The 14831-nt window shown below is 52.6% G+C and carries 13 protein-coding genes; all 13 read right to left on the bottom strand.

What is annotated here, in order from left to right:
- Positions 1-171: 171 nt before the first annotated feature.
- Positions 172-1458, bottom strand: a complete 1287-nt coding sequence (locus tag B5E77_RS13480) for an aminotransferase (RefSeq protein ID WP_087165871.1) — start codon at positions 1456-1458, stop codon at positions 172-174.
- Positions 1459-1519: 61 nt separating this feature from the next.
- Complete coding sequence (locus B5E77_RS13475; protein WP_087165870.1) at positions 1520-2110, bottom strand: HD domain-containing protein; 591 nt, start codon at positions 2108-2110, stop codon at positions 1520-1522.
- A gap of 78 nt (positions 2111-2188) precedes the next feature.
- Complete coding sequence (locus tag B5E77_RS13470; RefSeq protein WP_087165877.1) at positions 2189-3478, bottom strand: homoserine dehydrogenase; 1290 nt, start codon at positions 3476-3478, stop codon at positions 2189-2191.
- A 90-nt stretch (positions 3479-3568) separates the two neighbouring features.
- Entirely contained in the window at positions 3569-4396 is an 828-nt protein-coding gene (locus B5E77_RS13465) for a TIGR03915 family putative DNA repair protein (RefSeq protein ID WP_087165869.1), read from the bottom strand.
- Positions 4393-5802, bottom strand: coding sequence for a putative DNA modification/repair radical SAM protein (locus B5E77_RS13460; RefSeq protein WP_330394702.1), 1410 nt, complete (start codon positions 5800-5802; stop codon positions 4393-4395). The genes B5E77_RS13465 and B5E77_RS13460 overlap by 4 nt, the downstream gene beginning before the upstream one ends.
- Positions 5803-5946: 144 nt before the next feature.
- Positions 5947-7863, bottom strand: a complete 1917-nt coding sequence (locus B5E77_RS13455; protein WP_087165868.1) for a M56 family metallopeptidase — start codon at positions 7861-7863, stop codon at positions 5947-5949.
- Positions 7856-8227, bottom strand: coding sequence for a BlaI/MecI/CopY family transcriptional regulator (locus tag B5E77_RS13450; protein ID WP_087165867.1), 372 nt, complete (start codon positions 8225-8227; stop codon positions 7856-7858). The genes B5E77_RS13455 and B5E77_RS13450 overlap by 8 nt, the downstream gene beginning before the upstream one ends.
- A 215-nt stretch (positions 8228-8442) precedes the next feature.
- The gene (locus tag B5E77_RS13445) at positions 8443-9186 is read right to left on the bottom strand and encodes a hypothetical protein (protein ID WP_087165866.1); all 744 of its coding nucleotides are present in this window, start codon (positions 9184-9186) and stop codon (positions 8443-8445) included.
- A 68-nt stretch (positions 9187-9254) separates the two neighbouring features.
- Positions 9255-10466, bottom strand: a complete 1212-nt coding sequence (locus B5E77_RS13440; RefSeq protein WP_087165865.1) for a C-type lectin domain-containing protein — start codon at positions 10464-10466, stop codon at positions 9255-9257.
- A 27-nt stretch (positions 10467-10493) separates the two neighbouring features.
- Positions 10494-11315 (bottom strand): Mrp/NBP35 family ATP-binding protein, encoded by an 822-nt coding sequence (locus B5E77_RS13435; RefSeq protein ID WP_087165864.1) that lies wholly within the window; start codon positions 11313-11315, stop codon positions 10494-10496.
- A 157-nt stretch (positions 11316-11472) separates the two neighbouring features.
- Positions 11473-12915, bottom strand: coding sequence for a TrkH family potassium uptake protein (locus B5E77_RS13430; protein WP_087165863.1), 1443 nt, complete (start codon positions 12913-12915; stop codon positions 11473-11475).
- A gap of 54 nt (positions 12916-12969) precedes the next feature.
- Positions 12970-14328, bottom strand: a complete 1359-nt coding sequence (trkA, locus tag B5E77_RS13425) for a Trk system potassium transporter TrkA (RefSeq protein WP_087165862.1) — start codon at positions 14326-14328, stop codon at positions 12970-12972.
- 20 nt (positions 14329-14348) lie between these two features.
- Complete coding sequence (locus B5E77_RS13420) at positions 14349-14804, bottom strand: DUF1653 domain-containing protein (RefSeq protein WP_162609704.1); 456 nt, start codon at positions 14802-14804, stop codon at positions 14349-14351.
- Positions 14805-14831: the final 27 nt, after the last annotated feature.

Genomic DNA, 14831 nt, shown 5'->3' with positions numbered 1-14831 from the left:
CATTTCATGAATTTACATTACAGGCAGCATAAAAATACCGCCAGCCGTGTATCGGCTGACGGAGAAAAATTTATTGTTTTTCATTGTCCTCTTGACGGGTAGCACACCAAAATCTTATGGATGGCATCCCGCTGCTTTTTATTTTCTTAATTTCAGCTGCTTTTCTTCCGATTATTTCGTCTCCAGAAGCTTCTCTACGCTTGCCAGCTTTACGCAGAGTACAAAGAGGTCTGTAGCCTGTGCCAGTTCTTCCTTTGTCGGGTAGGAAGGCGCAATACGGATGTTGCTGTCCTTGGGATCCTTCCCGTAGGGATAGGTGGCCCCGGCTCCCGTCAGCACTACGCCGGCATCCTTGCACTTCGCCACAATGGACTTTGCACAGCCTTCCATGGAATCAAAGGAAATGAAGTATCCGCCCTTGGGACGAATCCAGCTTCCAATCTCCAGACCGCCCAGCTCTTTCTCCAAAGTATCCAGCACCGCCTCAAATTTCGGACGCATAATCGCCGCATGCTTGCGCATATGCTCGTGAATGCCATCCAGATTTTTGAAGAAACGCACATGGCGAAGCTGATTTACCTTATCATGACCGATAGTCTGAATCGTAAGCTGCCTGCGAATGTCCTTCAGGTTATTCGGGGAAGCCGCGATGCAGGCCACGCCGGAGCCAGGGAAGCTGATCTTGGAGGTGGAGCAGAATTTGTAAACGATATCCGGATTTCCGGCCTTCTCGCACTCTCCGAGAATCTCAATCAGGAAATCCTGATCGTCATCGTAGAGATGATGTACACAGTATGCGTTATCCCAGTATATACGGAAATCCTCCGCCGCCGGCTTCAGCCTTGCGAAACGGCGTACCGTCTCATCTGAATAAGTAATGCCCTGAGGATTGGAATACTTCGGCACGCACCAGATTCCTTTGACAGCCGGGTCAGAGCTTACCAGCTCCTCTACCATATCCATGTCCGGCCCGGTCGGCGTCATCGGAATATTGATCATCTCGATTCCAAAATATTCGGTAATGGCAAAATGACGGTCATAGCCCGGAACAGGGCAGAGAAACTTTACCTTGTCCAGCTTGCACCACGGAGTGCTGCCCATAACGCCATGGGTCATGGATCTTGCTACAGTATCGAACATCACGTTCAGGCTGGAGTTTCCATAGATGATAATTTTATCCGGGGAAACCTCAGACATCTCTCCCAGGAGCTCCTTCGCTTCCTTAACGCCGTCCAGGACACCATAATTACGGCAGTCTACTCCTTCAGAATCCTTCAAATCCGTACTGCTGTTCAGCACATCCATCATTCCCATGGACAGATCCAGCTGCTCTGCGCTGGGCTTTCCACGGGACATATCCAGATGCAAATCCTTTGCCTGTGCCTCACGGTATTTCGCGTCCAGCTCTGCTTTCAGCGCCAGCAGCTCTTCCTTACTCATGTCACGGTACGCTTTCATAATCTTCCTCCTCTTTATCCTTTTGTTCTTCTAAGCAGATTATCCTGTTTTCCGGCGTTTGTCAAGATTCATTTGCTTCCTCGCCAAACACTTCTTTTACAAGACGGTTATATTCCTGCCAGGTCGGATGGTTTGAAAGCTCACCGAGAGCCTTGGCGATAGACCGGTACATCCAGGCATGCATCCTCTTATCCTTTTCGTTAAAACGCTCCCAGACCCGGTCCCCGATAATGCACTGATCCCGGTGTATCGCCCGCAGATTGGCCAGCTTATCTGCCAGTGCAAGCATCTTCGCCTCTGTGCTGGCCCTGGTTTCCAGAAAGGTGATCGTCTCCTGCTTCCGCGTCTTCCAGGTCAGGGCCGCAGGCAGATTTTTTCTTTTGTCCTCACTCTCATTCTCCACAAGCTCCGTAATTCGCCGCCCGAACCGGACCAGCAGATCCTCCCTCGTGGCTTCAGTATCCTCCAGTACGTCATGCAGCACCGCCGCTGCAATGATCTCTTCATCATCCGTCATGGCCGAAACAATAGCGGCGGCCTCTATAGGATGTACAATATAGGGGACGTTCGTACCCTTGCGGGTAGTCCCGGAATGTGCCTTTGTAGCAAATATGATCGCATGGTCCAGTAATGTCAGTTCTTTTTCTTCCATTTGTCTCCTTTTTGCCCGCTCTCCGGCCTGGCCCTTCAAAAGGCACTCTGCGGGCAGTCTGCCGCCCTTCCTGCCTGACTACCCGTAAACCCGCAGTACGGAAGGAATTTCTTTTACCATGGACATCTCTTTTATCACCAGCAGGGAATCCCGGAAATGGCGTTCCACCACCTGATCGGTAATGACCACCAGCTCAGCCAGTCCCCTGTCCGCATTTTTCTGAATCACCTGGGAGATGCTTACATTATTATTTCCAAACACAGAAGCAATCCCCGCCAGAACGCCCGGACGATCCTCCACCTCCAGGCGCAGGAAATAACGGCTCCGCATCTCCTCCGCCGGCTTTACAGGAATATTTTTGTAGCAGGTGCAGCTGATCTTCCCGGTACAGCCTGCCTGAATATTTCTCGCTATCTCAAAAACGTCTCCTGCTACGGCGCTGCCTGTCGGAAGCTTTCCCGCCCCTCTTCCCAGGAACATTGCGTCGTCCACCGCATCGCCATGCACAAAGACTGCGTTGAAGGCGTCATTGACTGTAGCCAGCGGATGGCTGGATGGAATCAGCATGGGATAGACGCCTGCCTCGATGCCGTCTCCCGTATTCCTCGCCACACCCAGAAGCTTAATCACCATATCAAGCTCCTCCGCGTAACGGATATCAGCGGCTGTAATCCTCGTAATGCCTTCCGTATAGACATCCGGAAAGGTTACCCGGGAATTGAATGCGATAGATGCCAGAATCGCCACCTTTCTGGCTGCGTCATAGCCTTCTATGTCCGCTGTCGGATCGGCCTCTGCATAGCCAAGCTCCGCCGCCTTCGCAAGAGCCTCTGAAAACTCCATGTGCTCTGCCGTCATTCGGGTCAGAATATAGTTGGTCGTTCCATTAACGATCCCCATGACCTCCGTAATATGGTTTGCCGCCAGGCACTGCTTCAGCGGACGGATGATCGGGATGCCGCCTGCCACAGCTGCCTCAAACATCAGATCGCAGCCCTGCTCCTCAGCAGTATCAAGAAGCTCATGCCCATACTCCGCCAGCAGATCCTTATTTGCCGTTACCACATGTTTGCCTGCCCGGAGCGCTTCCAGAATATAGGATCTGGCAGGTTCGATGCCGCCCATAACCTCTATCACAATCTGGATCTCCGGATCCTCAAGGATCTCCTGCCAGCTGTCTGTCAAAAGCCCGCTGTCGATGCCTTCTCTCTTTTTCGCCGTATCACGCACCAGTATCTTTTTCAATTCTACAGAGACGCCCAGCTTTTTCGGCATCTCCTCCTTCTGCCACTCCAGAATCTGGCAGACGCCGCCTCCTACCGTCCCTGCGCCAAGAAGCGCGGCCTTTATCACCGGAACTCTGTTCATTTTCTTTTCTCCTGCCTGTCTCAACTGATTCTGCAGCAGACATGAGCCATTCTGCCTGTCCACGCCTGCCTGTTCCACTATTCCAGTGTACTATGATTTCCTGAGACTGTCAAACCGCGAATCCTGCCAAAAAGCACCTGGCTGTCCGGAATCCGGCTGAAATTCTGTCATATCCGGACGGAACCGGAGCGGCAGCAGAGTCTGCTGGCACCGGGGATTACGCCGCTCTTCGATGGCGATGCTTTTGCAGAAGGCCCTCCACAGTGTCTGGAATTCTTTCTCCGTCTCTGCGTATCCCGCGATCTTCCGCAGATCCGGAAGGTCCGCATCCGTCAGAAACCAGCTTCCTCCTGCCCTGTGCACAGCTGCCTGGTTCCTGCCTGTATCCTGGATAATCCAGTTCTCCTGCAGAAGACGGTCTGCGAAATGAGGCGCAATCAGAGGCAGTATGGCATAGGGCGGATTCATGCGGGCGTAGAGCACTCCGCCAGCCAGCTCCTCAAAACGCAGAAAGCCCAGCATCCGCTCCGCCTCGTGCCAGGCCTTATACCGCAGCTTCTCCACCAGCAGAACCGCCGGATCCTGCAGCCGGTTCACTGCCTGGCGCCCATCCGGGAGCGAAAGCCCCAGTACAATCAGCCGGTAAATGGCGTCTGCTTTTCCGGAATCCGGACAGGCGGACGCATAGCAGACCGCCTCCCGGGCCTTCTCCCCCATTCTTCTTTTGACCGTCCGAAGCACCTTTTCTGCCTTCTCCAGATCTGTCCGGACTGTCTGGTACTCGCAGAACAGCTCCATCGTATCCATCCCTTCCGTCTGAAGCTTCACATTTCCGTGCCCCAGCCGGCTGTCCCATGCCTCATATACGCCCGTCAGAATCCCGTCCAGGCTGTCCTCGCATACAAATACCGTTGTCATATGGCTCCCCCTCCGGCAAAAGCCGCTGCGCTCCCGGCAGACACATCCAGCAGAACTGACTGCTCTTCCACAGACAGCGGCATCCCGTCGTCAAAAAGGGAAAGCTGCCGGTAGGTCACGTCATCCCGCAGCTCCGGCGGCAGCTTCTCCTTCACATACAGAAGATTCCTGGTAATATAATCCTCCTCTATTTTAATCGGATACAGGGTTCTGCCTCTGCAGGTGATGAAATACAGCGCACGCTTCAATACTACGCCCATCCGCTTTAAATCCTGGAAATCAAGGCTTCCAAGCCGTCTCGCCTTCACAATCCGCTGGGCGGATTTCACACCGATTCCCGGCACCCGAAGCAGAGTCTGGTAGGAAGCCCTGTTGATCTCCACCGGAAACAGCTCCAGGTGGCGGAGCGCCCAGTCACACTTCGGATCAAACAGTATGTTGAAATTCGGCCTGTCCTCCGAAAGCAGCTCTCCGGCCTCAAAGCCATAAAAACGCAGCAGCCAGTCTGCCTGGTAAAGCCGGTGCTCCCGCAGAAGCGGCGGCCCTCCCGGCAGCGCCGGGAGAGCGCTGTCATCATTGACACGAACAAAGGCCGAGTAAAACACCCTCTTCAAATCAAATTTTTTATAGAGAGACTCTGCTACGGACATAATCTGAAAATCATTCTCCGGCGTGGCGCCTATGATCATCTGCGTGGACTGTCCTGCCGGAACGAACCGGGGCGCGCTGCGGTAAAGAGCCAGCTCCTCCCGATTCTCTTCCATCCGGTTCTGCACCTGCCGCATGGGTTTCAATATTTTCTCCCGGCTCTTTGCAGGAGCCAGCCTCCTTAATCCCTCCGCCGTAGGCAGCTCCAGATTCACACTCATGCGGTCAGCCAGAAAGCCTGTCTTCTCTATCAGGAACGGATCTGCTCCGGGGATCGCCTTCACATGAATATACCCGCCGAAATGATACTGACTCCTCAGCTTGTACAGGGTCTGGTAAAGAAGCTCCATCGTATAGTCCGGGCTGTTCAGGATCCCGGAGCTTAAAAAAAGCCCCTCGATATAATTCCTCCGGTAAAAGCCAATCACCAGATCGCAAATCTCATCCGGAGTAAACGTGGCCCGCGGCACATCATTGGAAGAACGGTTCAGGCAGTAACGGCAGTTGAAGATACATTCGTTGGTAAGCAGGATCTTCAGCAGGGAGATGCAGCGGCCGTCTGCCGCGAAGCTGTGGCAGATTCCCGCGTCAAAACAGTTTCCGATCCCCTTTCCGTTATTTCCGCGGGCCGTCCCGCTTGAGGTGCAGGCCACGTCGTACTTGGCCGCATCTGACAGAATTTTCAGTTTTTCCATCACCGGAAGCTGTTCCGGAATCCTTGTATGCTGCATGAAGGTTCCTTTCATTTTATCGAACATATGTTTGTTTTCAGTATAACACAGCATACCCCCGATTGCAAGGCCAAATACAAAACAGCAGTCAGAATTTTCTGCAAAACATTACAGCTCACACCGCACTCTGCTCTGCGCGGCAAAGGGGCAGCCTGTCCCGGCTGCCCCTTTTCAGACGGCTCCCAGAGGATAATCCTCACAAAGCCTGACGCCCTGTTCATCGCTCTCCCGCAGATTAATGACCCGGAACACCAGATCCCTGTCCTCCGGAAGGCCGTCAGGGAAGGCATAGGTGCCTGTGTACGTCTCGTCTTCTGCACTGTAGCTGTGCGTTCCCGTATAACCATCCAGATCATTTCCATCCCCGTAGACGGTTCCTTCCTCCGCCAGGATAAGCGCCGTATTCTGATATGCCTCAGAAGAAAGCCCTGACAGATTGACTGTAACCGCGTCCGGATACACCAGAACGGAACCCATCATGGCAGTCCCGCCATAGACAGCTATCTCCTGATTCAGTGTGATTTCCTCCGGCTCTTCCCTCTGGAACTCCGCCGTGTAGGATAAGCCATCTATCGTTACTGTGACGGAGCCTGATTCCGCGCTCCAGAAAGACAGAGAGACCGTATCGTTTTCTTTTTCTGCTGCAGTCACAGAATAGTCCCACCTGGCCGGTTCTCCTGGCTCAAACTCCGCATACAATGGAATATCGGCAGGATCGGACGGGAAAATCCGCGTTTCTCCGCTTTCCTCTATGAGCTGAAAGCTCAGCTCTACATACGGGCAGGCATCCTTTCTTCCTGCCAGCTCCAGGCGCGCCCCCTTCTGGGCTTCCTCTGCCGGAACCGTCTCCGTCCCTTCCGGGAAGGCTGCTCCTGCCCCATTCCCAAGGTCTGTGCCTGTCTGCAATCCTTCTCCCGGTCGGAACAGTACATCCTCCACTGCTGTCTCTTGCTGTCCTGTACCTTCCGCCCCTCTTCCTCCCGCCGGCCCTATATAGGAACCGATCCACACAGCTCCCGCAATCAGCGCCAGCAGCGCTGCAGCCGAGGCAGCCACAGCCCACTTCGTCTCCTTCCTGAATTTCATAATCGCACCCAGCCTTTCTTTCAGATGCTCTCCGCCCTCCGACATAGCCGCAGAAATGTGAGACCCCCGGCAGCAGTCCCCCGCCCCGGCAAAGGCAAGCAGCAGGCTGCCATATTTCCGCCTCTCTTCCCTGTCCAGCGGAGCGATAACCGCCTCGTCGCAGGACAGCTCGCACGCCTGGCCGATCTCCTTTTCCAGACGGTACACAAAGGGATTAAACCAGTGCGCACAGATCACCAGCTGAATCAGCCATTTATACAGTCCGTCCCTCCGCCTGCAGTGCGTCAGCTCATGCCGGAACACATAGAGCAGCGTCTCCTCCGGGATATCCTTCTCAGGCAGGATCAGGGCCGGCCTCCAGACCCCCAGCAGTACCGGCGAAGCGATTTTCCCGCCGCGGTACAGCCTTATCTTCCTTTTCAAACGCAGTTCCCTCTCGCAGGCGTCCAGAAGCTCCAAAGGCCTTCCTTCCAGAACCAGCCCGTTTTCCGACGTCAGGCTGCGCGCAAATCTCCGGTAAGCCCTGATCCTGAAAAGCAGAAACAGGAGTGCGGTGAAGCTCCATATAAGAAAAAGGAATCCCCAGAACGGCTGCGCATTTTCTGTTCCGGCCGCCCCTTCTACCCGTCTCTCAGCGCTGTCTGCCTCCTCTGTCTCCTCTGCCTCCTGCCCGGGCGCGCTCCCGCCGCCTGGCGCCGTTTCAGGCATATCCTGAGCTGCGGCCTGGCCCACTTCCTCCCGGCCTGCATCCGGCGTCCCAGGCGTCTGCTCCCGCACCGCATATTCCTGAACCACCGCCTCCGTTCCTGTAAAAACACGGTTCATCAGAGCCGTCTCCGGCGAAAGCGGAATCAGGAAACGCAAAGCTACAACCAGCCAGACATAATACTGCCAGCGCCTGCTGAATCTTTCCCGGTACAACGGCTTTAAAAGCTTCAAAAGAAGGAAGATCAGCGTGCCGGAAAGGGAAAGCGATAAAAGCGTTTTCATAAATTCACTCATTTTGCTCCTCCCAGAATTTCTCGATCTCCTTCAGCTCCTCCGGCGAAAGCCTGTCCTCCTGCAGAAGCGTGGACACCAAGCCGCGCACGTTTCCCCCGAAAATCCTGTCCAGAAAGCTGTTCGTCTGCATAGCCTGATACTCCTGCTCCGTGACAAGAGCCTCGTACTCATTGCGCCTGCCGATCTTGTTTGTCCTCAGATACCCTTTTTCCACGAGACGCGAAAGAAGCGTCAGCACCGTATTCTTCTTCCAGTCATTCCGCTCCTTTTCCAGCTTCTCCATGATAAAGGAATAGAGGGCCGTCCCGCCGTTTCCCCAGATGATCTTCATCAATACCAGCTCCGATTCCGAAATCTGCTGCATCCTTTTCCCTCCCTTCTTCCAGGCGTCCGCAGAGACACCTTTGTTTTATATTAACACTTTGTAGGCTAATTTTATATTAACATTATGTAGGCCTATTGTCAACCCAGGATTTTTGGAAATTATCCTTCACAGGAACAAAAAAAGACGGAGCACGCCAAAAGCATACTCCATACTCCATACCCTATACTCCAATCCCTGCCGGCTGGCGCCGGCAGCTATTCTTCTGTCTCATACGTGTATTCCTCACACTTCCAGTCCAGGTCGGTCTCACCATCTATCTCCCAGATATTTTCAACGGAATAGCGCTTTTCACTTTCGTCTCCGCTGTAAACCATCACAGAAAAGCTCATCTGTCTGTCATCTGGAAATACATCTGCTTCTTTCAGAAAAAGAATTGTATTCCACATTCTCTCCTTGACAGCCTCTGCTTCTTCCTCCTGTTCCAGATCTACGTTAATATGATAACGGCTTGTAGCCGGTTGCTCCTCTGTTCTCAGGATCTCCTTCAATGGCGTATCGACGGAATAGCGCAGAGGGGTATGATCCAGTTCAGCGAAACCATGGATTGCCACATTTATTTCGCTCTCCTCTCCCCAAATCTCCTTGAAATCACCTTCCATCAATTCTTCCAGGCGGATTTGAGTGTATTCCTTAATGAAGGTATCTGCTATCACTTCTTTATAGACATAGATCTCAAATTTCTCCATTCCACGCGCGTCCTCAGGAAAAACCTCGACAAACATCGTACCCAGCGGAGTATAATACTCTACCTTTCCAAATTTCCATTGAAAATCATAGGTATCCGTCAGATATTCCCTTGCCAGCCTTTTTACCTGAATATTTTTGACCGTTCTGTATAAAACAAGAGGCCCAACCAGAACCAGAATAATAAGAGCTATGCTCAAAATCACTATCCGTAATACCTGTACCGCGATTCTGAAAACCTTTCTCCCTGACATTCTCACCTTTCCCCTCACGGCAGTCTCCAGTTTCCCCTTTTCCGCCGTCTCACCCTCACACGCTTTCCCTAATTCTCATACTCGCAGATATACCCGAGCCGGCCCTCCAGAGACGGATACACCTCCAGAATATCGTCCGGGCCGTCAAAAATAAAGCATCGCTCTTCACCGCTGTCGTAATAGAGATAGACACAATCCTCGTCTATCTCTTCTCCCGTCTCAGTCTGAATGCCATGGCTGGGCTCATCTTCAGCCCAGAAATCATCAAATGCCCGGCCAAAATTCACTGCTACATGATCACTGCCATCCGCATAGTAGCCGTTCCAGTATAAATTAAACCATCCCTGTCTTCTTGCACCGACCTGAAAGACAAAATCCGTTTTATTCTCCGCCTCTATCTGAGCCTGTATCCGCTCCAGCTCCTCGAAGCAGGTGACTGCTGCCAGGCTGCCGCCCTTTTCCCTGCACCTTTCCTCCGCCTGAGACCAGCTTCCATCCTCCACAGCCAGTTCATACCTGTGATCTGCGGAGAGCGTGTCTCCTGTCCTGAGAATCGATACCAGTTCCTCTCCGATATACCAGCGCTCCGGATCGACCGCCTTTTTGGTATCATAGACCGCATTCAGCCTTTCCGCATACCCCTGTTCTGTCACAGGCTCCTCTTCCCAGAAATATTCGTACACGAAGTTCCCTTCTTCATCCTGCACGACGCCTTCCGGCGGATCCCCGTAATTTCCCTCTGCAACGTCTGTCCAGACGCCGTTCTCTATCGCGGCAATACGGTCATAATAAGTTCCCATAAGCCCGCCCGGGTTATGGATCTGATTTCCTCTTTCTATATAATCGAAGTTACACCGCAGAGCCATCCACTCATCCACCTGCCCGTTTCCGCAGGTCAGAATCACAGCGCCGCCCGCTGAAACACCGCTGTCCATCACAAGCTCCGGTATTTCATCATCATTTACATAAATCAGGCTGTAGGTATAGAGATCCAGAAAATCCGCGCTTTCCAGCCCTCTTTCTCTGCGGCTCTCCTCCATCTCTTTCTGCTTCTTCTCAAAGTATTCCAGATAAATCTGCTGCCAGCTCTTTTCCTGAGCAGATTCCTGATCAGAAGCGTCTGCATTCCCGGCCGCGTCTCCACTCATGACGGCCCGTGTCTCTTCAGACAGAACAGGGCCGGGCATGACCCGGGAATCCTGTATCTCTGCATTCTTTTCCTGGCAGGCTCCCAGAAGGAGCGCTCCCGCAGCTATTAAGACCATCTTCCCTTTTTTCATACCCGGCCCTCCCTGTTCAGTTTTTGTTTAAAACTCCGCCTCGATCCACGGATTTCTTACCTTGTCAAACTCTCCGGCGTCCGCTGCCTCGGCATAGGCCGGATCCATCGGGATCCTGCCGAGAATCTTCAGATTCTCTTTCTCCGCAATCTCGTCCAGATGGCTCTGGCCGAAGGGATAGAGCTTCTTTCCGCAGTCCGGACACTGGAGATAAGAATAATTCTCCACGACGCCCTTGACCGGAATCTTCATCTGCTCTGCCATGCTCAGCGCCTTCTTCACAATCATCTGTACCAGATCCTGCGGGGAAGTCACCACCACGATCTCATTCACCGGAAGAGACTGGAACACAGTCAGCGGCACATCGCCGGTTCCCGGCGGCATATCTACCACCAGGTAGTCCAGATCGCCCCAGATAACATCAGTCCAGAACTGCTTTACGATATTGGCAATGATCGGTCCGCGCCAGATGACAGGCGTATCCTCTGCTGGGAGCAGAAGATTCATGGACATGAGCTTAATCCCGTTCTTCGTGACACGGGGTTCGATCCCCATATCGCTGGCCTCTGCCGGTCCATGGATTCCGTACATCCGGGGAATGGACGGTCCGGTAATGTCTGCATCCAGGATTCCCACCTGATAGCCTTTTGCGGCCAGCTCATTGGCGATGGAGGCCGTCACCATGGACTTGCCTACGCCGCCCTTTCCGCTGACTACGCCAATAACGCGGCGGATACAGCTGTATTCGTTGGCGTCCACCTGGAAGCTTGCTGGCTTTTTCTCCCGGCTGGGACATCCCTCGCAGCTTTTCTTATCGCAGCTTGTGCTGCTGCATTCTCTCTCACTCATCTTTTTTACCTCATCTCTTTTTTATTTATTATCCTGCGGCAGGCTGTCTGTCATGACCGCCCGTCATGCCGCAGTTCTGATCCCGCAGCAGGCTGCGGGGAATCTTCCTGACCGGTTTTCAGAAAAAGCCGGCTGCTCCCGCAAAAATATTTCTGAATCAAAAGCGCTTTCTCCATGTCTGGGGCGCAAGCAGCATCAAAAGCGGCAGAATCTCAAGCCGCCCAAGCAGCATATCCATACTGAGGACCAGCTTTGAGAAGCAGGAATACAGGGAAAAATTCTGTACCGGCCCTACGCCTCCAAGCCCTGGCCCCACATTGTTCAGCGTCGTTAACACTGCTGTAAAGTTCGTGGTAAAATCAAAATTATCCACAGAAATCAGCAGCACAGAAAAAGCCAGAATCGCGACATAGCAGATCATATACACATAGACGCCCCGGGTGTTTTCTTCCGTCAGACGCTTTCCGTCCAGCTTCACTACATTGACCGACTTGGGATGCAGAACCTGGCGAACCTCTTTCGTTACAGTCTGCGCCAGAATTATGATCCGTGAAACCTTAATTCCACCTCCTGTACTTCCCGCACAGGCCCCTATGGCCATTATAATCAGAAGAATCGTCTTTGAAAATTCCGGCCAGGCGTCAAAATTCGCTGTCACAAAGCCTGTCGTCGTAATCACTGAGGCCACCTGAAAGGCTGCATAGCGGAAGGCCTTCAGCGCCGTTCCATAAATATGCATGATATTAACCGTAATCAAGGCGATGGAAGCCGCCACAATCCCCAGATAGGTCCGCAGCTCTTCGCTTTTGAATACCGATTTGAATTCCTTCAGAAGCAGCAGGTAATACAGGCTGAAATTGACACCGAACAGCAGCATGAAAACTGTAATCACGCCGTCAATGTAAGCGCTGTCATAAAAGGCCACATTTGCGTTCCTGTTATCAAAGCCTCCTGTTCCGGCCGTACTGAAGGTGTGCACCAGAGCGTCATAGAGGTTCATGCCTCCTGCCAGAAGAAAAATCACCTCCATCAAGGATAAGGCAATATACATTCCGTACAGAATACGCGCCGTAGAACGGGCCTTTGGAACCAGCTTGTCACAGGTAGGCCCCGGCATTTCAGCCTTCATCAGGAACATGGAGTTTTTTGAGCTCAGGGGCAGGATCGTCATTACAAAGACCAGCACGCCCATACCCCCGATCCAGTGGGTGAAGCACCTCCAGAAATTCATGCCCATGGGCAGAGCCTCAATATCCGTCAATACCGTGGAGCCTGTGGTAGTAAAGCCCGAAACAATCTCAAAAAAAGCGTCGTAATATTGGGGGATGCATCCTGAAATCACAAACGGAAGAGCCCCGAAAGCGGACCAGAGCACCCAGGCCAGCGCCACAATCACAAAGCCCTCCTTTGCGTAAAGAGACGTATCCTCCGGCTTTTTGGACAGCAGCAGCGATAAGAGCGCCAGAACTGCTATTACAATCAAAAAGCTTACTCCGCTGCTTTCCTGATAAAGCAGCGACACAAAGGCAGGAATCAGCAGCAGGACTCCTTCCATGAGCAGCATCCTTCCCACAATGTATTTAATCATCCCGTAATTCATATTTATCCCTCTAAGCAGTAAAATACAGGAAGGCGTTTCCGCCTCCGGCAGCCGTCAGCGCAGAATGTCCTTCAAATCCTCAAGGCCCTGCGCCATAGATACCACAATGACATTATCTCCCACTTCCAGTGTATCGTTGCCGCCAGGTATAATAATGTGGTTTTTTCTCACAATGCAGGCTACCAGATGGTTTTCCTTCAGCGTCAGATCCTTCAGTGGGATTCCGGTATATCTGGTTTTTTCACGTATTACAAAGCCCAAAGCCTCTATCTTGCCGCCCACCAGCTTATAAACCGTCTCCACATTGGCGCTGCCCATGGAATTTTTCATAGCGCGCACGTAGCTGGTAATCAGATTGGCCGTTACATTTTTCGCGGAGACCACGCTTTCCATGCCCAGCTGCTCTACCATGTTCTCCAGCCCTTCATCATTCACCTTTGTCACAATCTTTGGAACGCCCCGCATTTTCGCATACATGGACATAATGATATTTTCCTCGTCCATGCCAGTCAGCGTCACAAAAGCGTCGGCTTTTTCAATCTCTTCCTCCTCCAGAATCTCATGCTCTGTCGCATTGCCATGGATGATCGTCGCCTTCGGCAGCAGTTCACAGAGCTCCAGGCAGCGCGCCTCATTCTGCTCCACAATCTTCACCTGCATGCCCGCGCCAAGCAGCTGGCGGGCCAGATAATAGGCCACCCGCCCTCCGCCGCAGATCATGACGTTCCTGGCCCTGTTCCGCATGGATTTAATCAGACGGAAAAATTTCTCAATCTCCTTATGAGAAGCTGCAATATTGATCTTATCGCCAGGCTGAAGCACAAAGCTTCCATCCGGGATAAATACCCGGGCTCCCCTCTGCACCGCGCAGATCAGCATCTTAATCTGGTATTTTGTATAAAGGCTGCTTAAGGGAAGCCCTGCAATCACGCTTTTATCGCTCAGAGCCACCTCCACCAGCTCTACCCTGCCCTTTGCAAAGGTTTCTATTTTTGCGGCTGAAGGAAACAGCAGTACGCGGGAAATCTCTCCCGCCAGGGCACGCTCCGGATTTACTGCCATGCTCAGCTTCAGATCCTCCTTTAAAAGATGCATCTGATCCGCATATACAGGATTTCTCACTCTTGCAATCGTCTGCTTTGCTCCCAGCCTTCTCGCCAGCAGGCAGCAGAACAGATTCATCTCATCTGTAGAGGTACAGGCAATGACCAAATCTGCGCCCGGCACATCCGCCCTTTTCTGTACTTCAGCGCTGCCGCCATCGCCGGCCACACAGGATACGTCCATCTCGTTTACTGTGTCTGCCAGTTTCTTTTCACACTGATCAATCAGCGTCACGCTGTTCTTCTCCTCAGACAGCTGCATAGCCAGCTTATGCCCTACTTTTCCGTCTCCGATGATAACAATGTCCAATTTGTCTTCCTCCCAGCTTCTTACCGAAAACGATTTGTCTCAAAGTGCTCCATGGTCTTCAGGCAGTTCAGCACCTGCCTGTATTTTTCTTTCACCGTTCCATGTCCCAGCACAATATCCAGGGATACCGCAATGCTCTCCAGCAGCGTATCGTCCGCACAGGCCTCCCAGGACTGGAGCAGCTCCAGCTTTTCCTCATAGGACTCCGCATCCAGGAACCGGAGCAGCAGCGGATTCGTCTCCTTCGGCTCCTCGACTTTTTCAAATCTGTACCTCTGTTCCACATCCGGATATTTCTTCCGATCCACCTCGCCCGCGAATTCCTCGTAGTCCCGTACCCAGAGCTCTTCGTCTCCATACAAAGCCTGGTAGACTACCACCAGCCTCTCTGTGTCCGCATCCTTCGCGATTCCGGTTACATGATAAAGACCGCCCTTAAAATGGCGGTAGTACTCTCCTGCCTTTATTTCTCTCACAATCAAAACCTTCCTTCCAGCTAATTC

Source organism: Lachnoclostridium sp. An131 (genome assembly GCF_002160825.1).
Lineage (GTDB): Bacteria > Bacillota > Clostridia > Lachnospirales > Lachnospiraceae > Laedolimicola.
The sequence above is the reverse complement of the archived record's forward strand: the minus strand, read 5'-3'. Positions and strand labels throughout refer to the sequence as shown.

Bases quoted from the DNA above. Each gene is read 5' to 3' on its own strand.
- B5E77_RS13480 (WP_087165871.1), bottom strand. From the start codon at position 1,458: ATGAAAGCGTACCGTGACATGAGTAAGGAAGAGCTGCTGGCGCTGAAA.
- B5E77_RS13475 (WP_087165870.1), bottom strand. From the start codon at position 2,110: ATGGAAGAAAAAGAACTGACATTACTGGACCATGCGATCATATTTGCT.
- B5E77_RS13470 (WP_087165877.1), bottom strand. From the start codon at position 3,478: ATGAACAGAGTTCCGGTGATAAAGGCCGCGCTTCTTGGCGCAGGGACG.
- B5E77_RS13465 (WP_087165869.1), bottom strand. From the start codon at position 4,396: ATGACAACGGTATTTGTATGCGAGGACAGCCTGGACGGGATTCTGACG.
- B5E77_RS13460 (WP_330394702.1), bottom strand. From the start codon at position 5,802: ATGTTCGATAAAATGAAAGGAACCTTCATGCAGCATACAAGGATTCCG.
- B5E77_RS13455 (WP_087165868.1), bottom strand. From the start codon at position 7,863: ATGAGTGAATTTATGAAAACGCTTTTATCGCTTTCCCTTTCCGGCACG.
- B5E77_RS13450 (WP_087165867.1), bottom strand. From the start codon at position 8,227: ATGCAGCAGATTTCGGAATCGGAGCTGGTATTGATGAAGATCATCTGG.
- B5E77_RS13445 (WP_087165866.1), bottom strand. From the start codon at position 9,186: ATGTCAGGGAGAAAGGTTTTCAGAATCGCGGTACAGGTATTACGGATA.
- B5E77_RS13440 (WP_087165865.1), bottom strand. From the start codon at position 10,466: ATGAAAAAAGGGAAGATGGTCTTAATAGCTGCGGGAGCGCTCCTTCTG.
- B5E77_RS13435 (WP_087165864.1), bottom strand. From the start codon at position 11,315: ATGAGTGAGAGAGAATGCAGCAGCACAAGCTGCGATAAGAAAAGCTGC.
- B5E77_RS13430 (WP_087165863.1), bottom strand. From the start codon at position 12,915: ATGAATTACGGGATGATTAAATACATTGTGGGAAGGATGCTGCTCATG.